The organism is Halomonas sp. 707D4 (assembly GCF_024158685.1).
In the GTDB taxonomy this organism is placed as follows: domain Bacteria; phylum Pseudomonadota; class Gammaproteobacteria; order Pseudomonadales; family Halomonadaceae; genus Vreelandella.
In genome coordinates this window covers 1-12,144 of the sequence record NZ_JAMZBD010000039.1, presented here as the reverse complement: position 1 = coordinate 12,144, position 12,144 = coordinate 1, and the positions used below count along the sequence as shown (strand labels likewise).

Below are 12,144 nucleotides of genomic sequence, written 5' to 3'. Positions count from 1 at the left end.
CGGCGGCAACGCTCAGCGTGCGCCGCGCAAGAGCGATAACTGCCGCGATGGTCGTTCCCACGGCGCCGGCTTCCGTCGGCGAGAAGATGCCGGTGAAAATACCGCCGAGCACCAGAGCGATCAGAAGCGGCAGCGGCCAGACGTTCTTGAACGCCTCCCACTTCTCGCTCCAGCTGGAGCGCACGTTGGCGTCGCCCGCCAGGCTTGGGTTGAGCTTGGTGCGCACCATGATCATGACGATGTAGAGGAGCGCCGACAGCACGCCGGGCAGAAAACCCGCCATGAAGAGCTGACCCACTGAAACTTGCGCGTATACCCCGTAGAGCACCAGTAGTACGCTGGGCGGAATGAGTGATCCAAGCGTTCCCGACGCCGCCACGGTACCGGTAGCCAACCCCTTGTCGTAGTTGTGTTTGAGCATCTCGGGCACGGCAATGCGCGACATGGCCGCAGAGGTAGCCACGCTCGAACCAGAGGCGGCGGCAAAAAAGGCGGAGGCCATGACGCTGGAGACCGCAAGCCCGCCAGGAAGACGCGCCAGATAAAGGCGCATCGCCTGAAAGAGCCCTTGGGTCATGTTGGTGGTCGTGCACAGGTAGCCCATGAAAAGGAACATCGGGGCGGCGGTCAGCTCCCAGGTGCCGGCGAAATCAAACGGCGTGGCGGAAATCATGCCCCATGCCACGCGCATGCTGGTCATCTCGCCGATGCCGATGATCGAAACGAGCCCCAGAGCGATGCCGATGGGCACCCGCAGGGCGATCAGGACCAAAGCGATGGCAATGCCTGCCACGCCTATCTCGATATTACTCATGGGGCTGCTCCTACAGGGCTTGGCGCAATCGCACGGCCTTGATCATATTGGCGAGAATGGCCAAGCACATGGCGGCGAAGCCGGCCGGCAGTGCCCAGCGGCTAGGCCACAGGTAAAACGTGAAATTGGCCATGGCGGTTTCCTGGCGCAAGGTGGCCCGCATCGCGTCCAGATAGCTCTGATAACAGAGCATGCCGAAGTAGATCAGCCCTAGAGCGCCTGCGAACAGGTAAAAAGCCAGTTGCACGCCAGCGGGCATGCGCCCCACCACGACATCGACACTGATGTGCTCACGCTGGAGTTCGACGTAGGCAATCGGCAGAAAGACCACTGCGACCATGTAATAGAACGAGACGAACTCGAGGGTACCGGTGAAGGACTTGCCGAAGAAGAACCGTAATGCCACGTCCAGCGAGACGTGAAGTGCCATCAGGATCAGAAACAACGCAGCCAGCACCAATGCGCTTTTGGCGACCCATTGGCTCAAGGATTCAACGATGCGCGCGATCATAAAGTCTCTCTTGTCTTCGCCGGGGAAGATGAAAAGCCAAGCTCGACGAGGGCGTCTCTCCAGAAAATCAGCATGTCGCGGTAAAGCTCCGGGTCGTCGCGCCATATGCTTTGTGCGCCCATGCCGCGCATCATGCAAAGCGTGGCGTTCAGCGCCACGCGGTTTTGACGCGACGTATGCCGTGAGCTTGCTACCAGCTGCTCCCAGATGGCTTCCAACGAACCGTTGAACCTGGCCGCAAGGGGAATGAGCACTTTCATGATATCGGGGTCGGTACGTGCAGCACTCAAATACTCCAGCGTCACCATGTACAGATCCCCTTTGAAGTGCTCGTGGAGTACTCTCAAGAGGCTATCAAAATCGAAGTTACCTTCACTCACGCTGATCGTCAGTTGGCGAACGCTCTCGACCTCGCGGTTGAGCAGGTCCTCCAGCGCCGACTGCATCAAAAGCGTCTTCGACGGGTAGTGATGCACCAGCGCCCCTCGAGAAACACCGGCCTGACGAGCGACATCCACAGTCGAGGTATCACGAATGCCCTTGGCGAGTACGCACTCGATCGTTGCCTGCATCACGCGCGCTTGGGTATTACGCGAACGCTCTTCCTGATTCTGTCGCTTCGTCATGACGGCTCCTTATCGATCTGGTAGGTGTTGGCTGGCTTTGAAAGCCACTCTACGTCAAATCAATACATGCCGTAATCCGCCGGGAGCTTGCTGTAGATTTCGTCCATCGCCAACTGAGCCAGCGCTTCTTCATCGGTGCGATCGACCCCTTCCAGCAGGGTTTGCCACTTGTCGATGGTGGCGAGGAAATCGTCGATCAGCGCTTCGGGATCTTCCACGCCGTACTCGTCATGCGCCTTGGCGTAGATGTCGGACAACGCCTTTTCGCGGAAGGCTTCCACGGAGGCCATCAAGTCATCTTCCGGCTCGTAGACGTTATTGCCGTGCTCTTTCGCCTCTTCGATAGCGGACTCTGCGGCACTGATGAATTGAACCACCATCCGCGTCATGGCGTGAGCGGTAGCCTCTTTGAATACGTCGCGCTCTTCATCGCTCAAGCCAGCCCAGAAGCCTTCGTTGAAGCCCCACTGCGGGCCGGACCAGTACATGCCGGTAGGCAAGAGTGTGGTGTGCTCTGCCACTTCCCACAATGAACGATCGATCAGATCGTTGGCCGCATTGGTCGCGCAGTCCAGCGAGCCGCGGTCGAGGCCACTGTACATTTCGCTGGACGGCACGTTGACCGGCGTACCGCCCGCTTCTTCCACCCAGGCCGAAACGGTCGAGCCTGCGGTGCGAATACGCTTGCCGCGCAGTTCTTCGAGAGTACGTACCGGCTCGCGGCAGAACATGACGTAGGGCGGCGTGCTGTAGGCGCCAAGATAGACGATGCCGAGATCTTCCCACTCCGCCAGTTGAGTGGGGTTGTTCATGCTGAAATCGGTAACGGCGAGAATGCTCACCAGCGGATCGGCATAGTTGAAGCCGAGCTCCTGTACGGCGTTGGCGACCGGCATTTCGGAGGGCGTGTAAATAGCGGCGTGGTGAGCGACTTGAACGATATTGTCCTGAATGCCCTGGAGATTGGCGCGAGGCGCCAGTAGCACGGTTCCGGTATAGACCTCCGGCGCCAGCTCTCCCCCGGAGAGCTCTTCGACCATATCCGCCCACTCGATATAGCCATAGCGTGAATGGGGGTGCTGCTGATCGTAAAAGGAGTTGGCGATGAAAGACGTTTCTGCTTGGGCCGTGATACTCAAAGCAGGGAGGACGAAGGCAGAAACGGCAACCGCTAATGATGTGCGTTTGAAGTTCATGGTGAGGTTTCCTGCAGCAAATTAGACATCGTTATTAATGTTATGTTATTGCATATTTAAAGTTTGTACGTTTCAAACTCTAAAGCATTGATGCACTATCGAATCTAAACTCATGCAAAAATAAAAACAAGCAGGACTGTTTGTTTTTATTGAAATGAATTTTCCGATGCTGGTAAATTGTTGATGAACAAACAAAAACGCACAACACTGGATCTCAAAGGCACTTGGCGAGGCATTCGCCTGATGCTACCGCTGGCATGTTTCACTATCGCCTTCGGGCTGGCCTTCGGTGTGGCGGCCTCACACCACGGCCTTGCCGCGTGGCAGGCGATGTCGATGAGTACACTGGTGTTCGCCGCGCCTTCGCAGTTCGCCGCGCTGGAGCTTTGGCAAGCGCCTTTGCCCTTAATGGCACTGGCGGGTACGACGCTTGCCATTCACACCCGGCACATGCTGATGGGCGCCTCGCTCTATCCCTGGCTTGCGCCTTTACCACGCCTGCAGCGGTTCTCGGTCATTTTCTTGGTCACGGATTCGAACTGGGCGCTCGCGCTTTCCAAATACCAGCAGGGCGAGCGCAACGTCGGCATCTTGCTGGGCGGCGGTATCGCGCTCTGGGCGGCCTGGGTGCTGGGAACCGGCGCGGGGCTAGTGTTCGGCAGCGGCATCCCTAACCCGGAGCGCTTTGGGCTGGACATGATCATGCTCTGCTTTCTACTGGTGATAGTCATCGGCAACCGCCCGCAGGCGTCCATGGTACTCCCTTGGTTTGCGGCGGGCAGCAGCGCGCTATTGGCGTACTGGTGGCTGCCGCCTTTTCTGCACGTCATGATGGGGGCACTGACCGGTGGGCTCACTGCGGTGCTGCTTGCCCGATATCGGGGCATGAAGGTGAGCGCATGAACACCCCGACCGTCTGGTCGTCGCTCGCTGCCATCACCATCATGGTGCTCATCGGCTATGGCTCGCGAGTGCTGGGACTGATCGTCATGACGCGCCTGACGCTTGGACCGAACGTACGTCTTTTCATCGATGCCATGTCAAGTTCTGTTCTTATAGCCATCCTGACGCCGATGATCGTCAATGGTGATCACGCCACCCGCGTTGCCGCCCTGGCCGCAGGTTTGGTGGCAGTCGCGTTAAAGAGTCCCCTCGCTTCCATCACCGTGGGTATCCTTTGCGCATCGCTTTGGCGCTGGCTGTCGTAGTGCTTTTTTAAAAAACGCCATGACGTTCCAGCCGCCGCGCTCACCGCTTGGCAAGTCGTCTCTTCGCCAGTGTCATTGATGCAAAGAGTCATCGGTAACTCCCACAGAGTATTCGTCCCCTCAACGATCACGAATCGGAATTGGGCCGATAGGCGCAACGTTAGGCATGAAGAGCGTGACTTCGGTGACGTCGTGCATCGGCGCGACGAAGTCGGCTTTCCAGCTTCCCACGCGCGGGTTGCGCTCCGGGTCGTAGTTGAAGCCCAGGCGCAGGCTTTTCGGGGCGAGGACGTCGCCGTTTTCGCGCAGCAGCGAGAAGGACTGGTCGCCGAACTCGGCGTAGATCCGCCCGTCGATGCGCTCGAGCGGGATGTTGTCGTAGATCAGCTCACCGGCGTAGCCGGGGTAGTCAGTCAGGAAACGCACTTCGATGTGTAGTACGCCCTCCTTGCGAACGGCGCGATAGGGCTCGGCGTAGGCGTGGCCGCTGGCGGTCGGCGCGCGTTGGGTATCGAGAGCGAAGGCAGGCGTGGTCGAACATATCAACAGCACAAGTATGAAAAGTCCGCGAAGCATCTTGGGTCACTCGTAATATGGAAGACAAGAAACGCACGGAGCCGCCCGCAGGCGGCTCCGGCATACGGTGCTGGGTTACTCGGCGTCGAGGCCGAAGGCGTTCATGCTGGCGCGGAACACGTCGGTGTTGTCGACCCAGTAGTGGCTCTCTTCGTCCCCTTCGTAGATCGCCAGGCCTTCCTCGGGCTCGGCGATGTCGAGGAAGTAGTCGGCACCTGCGCCTTTGGCGTAGAGCGGCACCAGCTCGCGAGTGTGGTTGTCGGAGTGCCAGCGCACCAGCGGCAGCGCCCCGGCCCCCTGGTTGACGATCGGACTGTAGGCCCGGGTGTCGGAATCCGGGCCCTGCAGCAGGCCGTTGCCGTGGTCGGTGGTGACGATGATCAGGGTGTCGTCCCAGGAGCTTTCGTTTTCCACCCACTCGACGGCCGCCTCGACGGCTTCGTTGAAGTCGATCTGCTCCTCGATGATGCGGGGCAGATTGTTGGCGTGGGCGGCCCAGTCGACGGCGCCCCCTTCGACCATCAAAAAGAAGCCGTTGTCGCGGCCATCATCACTGGCGCTCAGCACGTTGAGCGCGGCGCCGGTCAGGGTGGCCAGGCTCGGCGAGGTGTCGAGGAAGTTACCCGCGCCGACGCCCGGGCGGCTGTACTGCAGGGTCTGAATGTTCTGTACCAGGCCCAGCACCTTCTCCTTGGGCAGGTCGAGTTCGCCGGCCGCCAGGGCTTCGAAGTCGTCCTTGCTCTCGATGAAGGCGTAGTCCGTCTCGCCGTCGACCAGGCGCTGGTAGGTCTCTTCTCCGCCGATGAAGCGGAAGTCGCTCTCGCGAGGCTCGTCGACGCGCTCGCCGGCGGCGTCGTAATAGGGGTGACCCGTGCCGATGGCGATGGTGGCAAGCCCTGACTCGATGATCTCGCGACCGATGGCGCTGTAGTCGTTGCGGCTGACGTTGTGGGCCAGAAAGCCTGCCGGCGTCGCGTGGGAGATCTGCACCGAGGAGACCACGCCGAGCGCCCGGCCGCTCTCGACGGTATATTCGCCGATGTGCTTGAGCGGCTGGTCGTCGTTGGACCAGTTGATGGCATTGTTGTAGCTCTTCTGACCCGAGGCCAGGGCCGTGGCGGCGGCAGCGCTGTCGGTGTAGTCGGCGCGCGCGTAATCGTAGCCGGCAAAGTAGCCCTTGTAGTTGCCGAGGCTTCCTTCGAAGACGCTATCCACGCTTTCGTCGTTCCAGAGCTCTGCGGGGTCGAAAGTGACCTGATCGGCATCGCTTCTGGTCGGCGTGTTGGAGGTGTTGAGCGGATGGGTCGCCATGAACAGCTGCGTGTCGAAGTCATCGTAAACTTCGTGGCCCAGCGCCCCGTGGCGGTAGTAGCTCGCCGCGCGGAAGGTTTCGATGCCCGTCCCGTCGGTGATCAGCAGAATGACGTTCTTGGCCGGCCCCTGCTGTGCCGCGGCGCTGCCCAGGGTGGCGCCGGTGACGGCAGCGGTGACGGAAAGCGCCACCATGGAGCGCTTGAATAGCGTTTTCATCGTGTTCCCCTCTTTGATGTTCAGGCGTTGTTGGCGCAGGGAAGCGTAGCGATGAAAGATGACAGTATGGTGATTTACTTGATTAAAAGGCTCTAGACAAAAAACGGCGAGGCGCAAGCGCCTCGCCGCAGGATCACGCGCTTACAGCATGCGCGGAATCTGGGAAGAGTGGTGGTGCAGGATGGGCGCCTCCTTGGAGAGATCCACCACGTAGCTGAAGCGCGCCTCGAAGTTGAGAAGCTCGCCATCGACCTCGAAGCGCCAGTTGTAAAGGCCGGTCAGCGCGGCGATGGTCTCGGAGATTTCCTGCACGATCACGGTCTTCTCGTGGAGAGTGATGCTCAGCCCCGGACGCGCGCCGAGGCGCTCGAAATAATCGCGATGCTTTTCGCGGGTATCGGAAATACGGTTGGAAAAGGTGGGAATCAGTACGGCGTTCTCATCGTAAAGCGACAGCAGCGCTTCGACGTCGGCACTGTTGATCGCCTGCATCCACTCGTTGAGCACGTCTTGGGGGGTTCTCATCGTAATGACCTCTTCGAACAGGGGGGACTTTAATAGGCCGCGGGCTCCGGCGACACTGACGACAGCCTTTGTAACGCTTAGCTTTTCTAAATCAAGCCCGGCACTCTCATATGCAAAGACTATCTTACCCAAATAGACCCGACCTCGCATGTCAAGTTCACTTTGGTCGATATACTGTTGATGGAGACGCGGAGTTTTCTCGTTGCTTGCATCGATCACCCAAGCCGACTACTGTATATAAAAACATGCAACGGGTGACCGACGTGACTTCGATACCCTTGTCGCAGGGCCCGGCCATCAAGGGTCGCGGCGCCACTTTCGATCCGCCCAATCGCTTCGCGCCCACCTGTAGCGTTGCCGAACCCGACGGCTGGTGGCAGGCCGAAACGCCCTCGTCGCTTGCCACGGAGGTGCGCGAGGAACCGACCAAAAGCGCGCTCTCCTGGAACGCGTCGCCGGATCTCTCCTTCGATCGCTCCTTGAATCCCTACCGTGGCTGCGAGCACGGCTGCATCTACTGTTTCGCCCGCCCCTCCCACGCCTACTGGGATCTCTCGCCGGGGCTGGATTTCGAGACACGGCTCATTGCTCGCACGGGCATGGTCGAGCGTCTCGAAGAGGAACTCGCCCACCCGCGCTACGTCTGCCGGCCCATCAATCTCTCGGGCAATACCGACTGCTACCAGCCGATCGAGGCGCGCTACCGGACCACCCGGCGCCTGCTGGAGCTGCTGCACGCTTGCCGCCACCCGGTCACGCTGGTGACCAAGGGCACCCTGGTGCTGCGCGACATCGAGCTACTGGCCAGCATGGCCGAACACCGGCTGGTCCGGGTATTCGTCAGCCTCACGAGCCTGGATGCGAACCTGAAGCGCACGCTGGAGCCGCGCGCAGCGTCGCCTCAGGCGCGCTTGAAGGTGATTCGCGAGCTGAATACCGCCGGCATCCCGGTGGGCGTGCTGGTCTCGCCGGTGATCCCGGGGCTCACGGATCACGAGATCGAACGGCTGCTGGAGGCGGCGAGCCGCGCCGGGGCACGCACCGCCACCTGGATGCTGCTGCGCCTGCCCCGGGAAGTCGCGCCGCTGTTCGAGGCGTGGCTTCACACCCATCACCCCGAGCGTGCCGCCAAGGTGATGAGCCTCGTTCGCCAGTGCCGGGGCGGCAAGACCAACGAGCCCGCCTTCGGTCGGCGCTTTCGCGGTGAAGGCGTGTTCGCCGACCTGATCGACCAGCGCTTTCGCCGCGCCAGCCGCCAGTGGGGCTTGCAGCCGCGTGCCGAACAGGGGCTCGATACCCGCCATTTCCGGCCGCCTCGTGCCCAGCAGGACCTGTTCGATTGAGCCAGGCTCAGCGATGGCGCTTTTTCAGTTCATCGAGCACCAGGGCGAAGAACCCGCGGATCTCCTTAAACTTGGGCCGCGCCTCGACGATCAGGGAGTCCATCTTCTCGAGCTCATGAGCCTGCGCCTCGCGGGCGTCGAGCTCGGCCTTGATCTCGTCGATGATCGCTACCGAGTCGTTCAACATCGCCTTGAGCTCGGCGGTGGAGGTCGTGTGGATACGGCGTTCGATGCTCATGGGACTCTCCTCACAAGACGGTGACGGCGATCAGAAGCGCCGGCAGCACGATGAACACGCCCAGCACCCAGCCGGCCGCCAGGGCCTTGCGCTGCGCCCCTACCCGGCCAAGCCACTGGGCGCCCTTGACCGGCAGCAGGCGCAGAAACGGCACGCCCCCGATGATCACGACGGCGAACAGGTTGAACAGCAGATGCACCACGGCGATCTCGAGCGCCAGCATCGCCGTCGGGCCGGAGATGGCCGTGGCGGCGAGCAGCGCGGTCATGGTAGTGCCGAGGTTGCTGCCGATGGTGAACGGGTAGATCTGGCGCAGCGTGAAGGCGCCGGAGCCCGCCATGGGCACCATCAGGCTGGTGGTGGTCGAGGAGGATTGCACCAGAAGCGTCACCAGCGCCCCGGAGGCCACCCCGGTGAGCGGGCCACGGCCGATGGCGCTGAGCATGATCTGGCGGGCGCGCCCGACCATCAGCGCCTTCAAGAGCTTGCCGATATAGCGAATGCATAGAAAGATCAGCGCCACGCCGAGCAAAATCATCGCGATGCCGGGCATCATGCCGGGCAGCATCGAGGCGAGCCGCTCGATCAGTCCGGTCACCGGCTCCGTCGCCCGCCCTACCACGTTGACGCTTTCCATGGAGAGATCCGCATCGCTGTAGAAGAGCCCGGCGATCACCGAGGCCATTCGCTCGAGCGGGCCGAACAGGATCTCGATGGGCAGCAGGATCACCACCGCCAGCAGGTTGAAGAAGTCGTGCACCGTGGCGGCGGCGAAGGCGCGTCGAAACTCGTCCTTGTTCCTGACGTGACCGAGGCTCACCAGGGTATTGGTGACCGTGGTGCCGACATTGGCGCCCATCACCATGGGTATTGCCACCGCGACCGGCAGGCCCCCGGCCACCAGGGCGACGATCACAGAGGTGACAGTGGAGGAGGACTGGATCAGGGCGGTGGCGACGATGCCCACCATCAGCGCGACGAAGGGGTTGGTGGCGAACTCGAACAGCCGCTCGGCGTGATCGCCGGTGGCGAGCTTGAAGCCGTCGCCGACGATGGATACCGCGCAGATCAGAAAGTAGACTAGCAGCAGAAGTGTCAGCCACTGGCGCAGCCGGCCCTGCCTGGCCTGCTGACCCTGGTCGAGGTAGCTCTCTTGCGTGGCGCGGCTGGTCGTGTCGATCATGGCGATACCCTCCCGTGGTGTGCAACGCCCAAGGTGCCTACCACCTCAGGGTGGACGCGGGAGGTGACACCCAAGTGACACTTCGACGACACCCGCGAATCGCGCGGCTTTCCCCTCACCACGCTGCCGGAAACCACCATGACCGATGCCCTGAGCAAGACCCGTTCGAGCTTTTACCGCCGCCTCTACGTCGCCTACCTCATCGACCATGGCATCCACAGCGTGCCCGACTTGATGACGGCGACCGGCATGCCCCGGCGCACTGCCCAGGACACCATCGCCTCCCTGGGCGAACTCGATATCGACTGCGTCTTCGAACCCACCCAGGGCGAGCGCCACAACAGCGGCCGCTACGTGATCAAGGCGTGGGGCGCGATCGACCCCGCCTGGGTGGCGGCCAACGCCGAGCGCCTGGGCACGGCCCTGGGCTATCGCTAGCGCCTGACCAGCAGGCGCGCCGCCAAGGGCGAGGTGATCATCTGGATCACCGCGAAGAACGCCGCGGGAATGGCGACCTCCGCCGGAAGGCCTGACGCGGCCACGAACGCCGCGGCGATGCTGAACTCCTTCTTGCTGGTGGTGAACAGGAAAGCGATCACCTCCTGGCGGTCGCGGGTGACGAGTCGCGATGCCAGGCCGACGGCGTAGCCGGCCAGGTTCAGGCACAGGGCCGCGGCGGCGATCACCAGCGCGTAGGCGCCGTACCCCAGAATGGTCGCCGCGTTCGGCCCCACCACGGCCAGCAGGATCAAGAGGTACACCAAGGAGCCCAGGCCCGCGTAGAGGTCGTCGAAGCGAGCGAAGAAGCCGCCGAACCCGGTGCGCAGCGCCACGCCCAGAAGCGTTGGCAGCAGCACGATCATCACCAGTTGCCCCACGATCGCCCCCAGCGGGCTCGCAAGCTCGATCCCGGTCAGCCAGACGAACAGAAACGGCACGATGAGCGGTGAAAGCGCCGTGTTGAACGCGTTGAACACCGCCGCCATGGCTACGTTGCCGCGCGCCATGAGCACCAGAAGCGGTGACGACACGTCGGTCGGCAGCGCCCCCACGAGGGTCTGGCCGGCGGCCAGCGCCCCGCCGGCGAAGAACGCCCGGCCGGTCAGCCAGCCGAGAAGCGACATGGGAACGTAGACCAGCACCGCCGCCAGCAGCGGCTTTTCCGGGCGGGCGAGCACCCGCCGGATGGCGTGGACATCGAAGGTCAAACTGATCAGCAGCATCAACAGCGCCAGCAGCGGGCCGATGGCCGGCGCCAGCGCCTGGCCGGTGGCGGGCAGTCCAAGTCCCAGCAGGGTCGCGCCGATCACCCACCATAGCAGGTGAGCTTCGACGAACAGGATACATCGGCGCATGGCTCAAGCTCGCTTGCAAAGAAATGAAGACATGAACGGCGCGACGCTAGCTCTCTGGAGGCTCGGCCCAGGCCAGGCGGGCGGCGTTCAAGGTGACGCTCAAGGAGCTTGCGGCCATGGCCAGCACCGCTGCCAGCGGCGGAATCGCCATGGCCACCACCAGCGCCAGCGCCAGCGTGTTGTAGAGCGCCGAGAACGCCAGGTTCTGGATCATCACCCGCCTCGTGCGCCGGGCGATGACCAGCAGCCGCACCACGCCGCCGATGCCCGGCGCGAGCAGTTGGGCGGCGGCGCCTTCGCGTGCGGCCTCGCTTGCGTTCATGGGCGCCACGCCCACCCCTGCAGCTGCGAGGCAAAGCGTATCGTTGACTCCGTCACCCACGTAGAGCGTGGGCGCGGGTAGCCCCGCCAAGAGCCTCGCCTTGGCTTCGGGAGCGCGTTGGGCGTAGCAGGCGCTGGCCGGCAAGCCCACCTCGCCGCCGAGCCAGCTCACCGCCCCTTGCCGGTCGCCGCTGATCAGTGCGGTCACGTAGCCAAGGCGGGCGAGCTCGGCGAGGCTCGTTCTGGCATCGGCCACCGGCGGGTCGGCGAGGTGGAAGGTGGCAAGCCAGCCGTCGTCGTCGGCCAGCACCACCTGGGAGGCGAAGGCGTAGTCGGCGTCCTCGACACTCTCGGGCAGCGCCACGCCCTGCTCCTCGAGCCAGGCGGCCCTGCCCAGGCGCCAGCACTGGCCATCCGCGAAGCTCACGCGGTGGCCTGCGCCGGCCACCTCTTCCCGATGGGCGACGGACGGTTTTTCATCCTGATGCGCGGTTTCGCTCGCCCAGCGCAGCAGGCCCAGGGTCAGCGGGTGCTCGCTTTCGCTGGCAGCGGCGGCAAGCCGCGCGGCGAACCCTTCGGGCAGCGCCTCGCGGTGGGCGAAATGCACCACGCGGTGCCGGCCGGCGGTGACCGTGTTGGTCTTGTCGAAAGCCACGGCGCGCACGCCGGACAAGAGCTCGAAAGCGGCGGGGTCGCGGATCGCCACGCCGGCCTGCAT

General features: G+C 62.8%; 15 protein-coding genes. 4 read left to right on the top strand and 11 right to left on the bottom strand.

Going from position 1 to position 12,144, the window contains the following annotated elements:
• The 4 genes from BIS11_RS03165 to BIS11_RS03150 form a co-directional block, all read right to left on the bottom strand.
• A partial coding sequence (locus BIS11_RS03165; RefSeq protein ID WP_253585728.1) for a TRAP transporter large permease subunit occupies positions 1 to 814 on the bottom strand: 814 nt, incomplete at its 3' end.
• A gap of 10 nt (positions 815 to 824) precedes the next feature.
• Entirely contained in the window at positions 825 to 1,325 is a 501-nt protein-coding gene (locus BIS11_RS03160) for a TRAP transporter small permease subunit (RefSeq protein ID WP_253422916.1), read from the bottom strand.
• The gene (locus BIS11_RS03155) at positions 1,322 to 1,951 is read right to left on the bottom strand and encodes a TetR/AcrR family transcriptional regulator (protein WP_253422918.1); all 630 of its coding nucleotides are present in this window, start codon (positions 1,949 to 1,951) and stop codon (positions 1,322 to 1,324) included. The genes BIS11_RS03160 and BIS11_RS03155 overlap by 4 nt, the downstream gene beginning before the upstream one ends.
• A gap of 59 nt (positions 1,952 to 2,010) precedes the next feature.
• Complete coding sequence (locus BIS11_RS03150; protein WP_253422921.1) at positions 2,011 to 3,147, bottom strand: C4-dicarboxylate TRAP transporter substrate-binding protein; 1,137 nt, start codon at positions 3,145 to 3,147, stop codon at positions 2,011 to 2,013.
• Between the two features lie 243 nt (positions 3,148 to 3,390).
• Here BIS11_RS03150 and BIS11_RS03145 point away from each other — a divergent pair, with 243 nt between their 5' ends.
• Positions 3,391 to 4,050 carry an AzlC family ABC transporter permease gene (locus BIS11_RS03145; RefSeq protein ID WP_253422934.1) on the top strand — a complete coding sequence of 220 codons (660 nt, stop codon included), beginning with the start codon at positions 3,391 to 3,393 and terminating at the stop codon, positions 4,048 to 4,050.
• The gene (locus tag BIS11_RS03140; protein ID WP_253422937.1) at positions 4,047 to 4,355 is read left to right on the top strand and encodes an AzlD domain-containing protein; all 309 of its coding nucleotides are present in this window, start codon (positions 4,047 to 4,049) and stop codon (positions 4,353 to 4,355) included. The genes BIS11_RS03145 and BIS11_RS03140 overlap by 4 nt, the downstream gene beginning before the upstream one ends.
• Positions 4,356 to 4,475: 120 nt before the next feature.
• Here BIS11_RS03140 and BIS11_RS03135 read toward each other — a convergent pair whose 3' ends face one another.
• The 3 genes from BIS11_RS03135 to BIS11_RS03125 form a co-directional block, all read right to left on the bottom strand.
• Entirely contained in the window at positions 4,476 to 4,931 is a 456-nt protein-coding gene (locus BIS11_RS03135) for a hypothetical protein (RefSeq protein ID WP_253422940.1), read from the bottom strand.
• 75 nt (positions 4,932 to 5,006) lie between these two features.
• Positions 5,007 to 6,461 (bottom strand): alkaline phosphatase, encoded by a 1,455-nt coding sequence (locus BIS11_RS03130; RefSeq protein ID WP_253422943.1) that lies wholly within the window; start codon positions 6,459 to 6,461, stop codon positions 5,007 to 5,009.
• A gap of 141 nt (positions 6,462 to 6,602) precedes the next feature.
• The gene (locus BIS11_RS03125; protein ID WP_253422946.1) at positions 6,603 to 6,986 is read right to left on the bottom strand and encodes a nuclear transport factor 2 family protein; all 384 of its coding nucleotides are present in this window, start codon (positions 6,984 to 6,986) and stop codon (positions 6,603 to 6,605) included.
• Between the two features lie 263 nt (positions 6,987 to 7,249).
• Between BIS11_RS03125 and BIS11_RS03120 the strand changes: the two genes are divergently transcribed.
• The gene (locus BIS11_RS03120; protein WP_253585727.1) at positions 7,250 to 8,329 is read left to right on the top strand and encodes a PA0069 family radical SAM protein; all 1,080 of its coding nucleotides are present in this window, start codon (positions 7,250 to 7,252) and stop codon (positions 8,327 to 8,329) included.
• A 7-nt stretch (positions 8,330 to 8,336) separates the two neighbouring features.
• Here the strand turns inward: BIS11_RS03120 and BIS11_RS03115 are convergent, their stop codons facing one another.
• Together BIS11_RS03115 and BIS11_RS03110 are read right to left on the bottom strand one after the other, a co-directional pair.
• Positions 8,337 to 8,567, bottom strand: coding sequence for a hypothetical protein (locus BIS11_RS03115; RefSeq protein WP_253426878.1), 231 nt, complete (start codon positions 8,565 to 8,567; stop codon positions 8,337 to 8,339).
• Between the two features lie 10 nt (positions 8,568 to 8,577).
• On the bottom strand, positions 8,578 to 9,750 hold the full coding sequence (locus BIS11_RS03110; RefSeq protein WP_253585726.1) for a Na/Pi symporter: 1,173 nt from the start codon (positions 9,748 to 9,750) through the stop codon (positions 8,578 to 8,580).
• A 138-nt stretch (positions 9,751 to 9,888) separates the two neighbouring features.
• Between BIS11_RS03110 and BIS11_RS03105 the strand changes: the two genes are divergently transcribed.
• Positions 9,889 to 10,188, top strand: a complete 300-nt coding sequence (locus BIS11_RS03105; protein WP_253426711.1) for a helix-turn-helix domain-containing protein — start codon at positions 9,889 to 9,891, stop codon at positions 10,186 to 10,188.
• Here the strand turns inward: BIS11_RS03105 and BIS11_RS03100 are convergent.
• Together BIS11_RS03100 and BIS11_RS03095 are read right to left on the bottom strand one after the other, a co-directional pair.
• Positions 10,185 to 11,105 carry a bile acid:sodium symporter family protein gene (locus tag BIS11_RS03100; protein ID WP_253585725.1) on the bottom strand — a complete coding sequence of 307 codons (921 nt, stop codon included), beginning with the start codon at positions 11,103 to 11,105 and terminating at the stop codon, positions 10,185 to 10,187. The two genes, BIS11_RS03105 and BIS11_RS03100, sit on opposite strands and share 4 nt — an antisense overlap.
• A 46-nt stretch (positions 11,106 to 11,151) precedes the next feature.
• On the bottom strand, positions 11,152 to 12,144 hold a 993-nt coding region (locus tag BIS11_RS03095; RefSeq protein WP_253585724.1), incomplete at its 5' end, for an HAD-IC family P-type ATPase.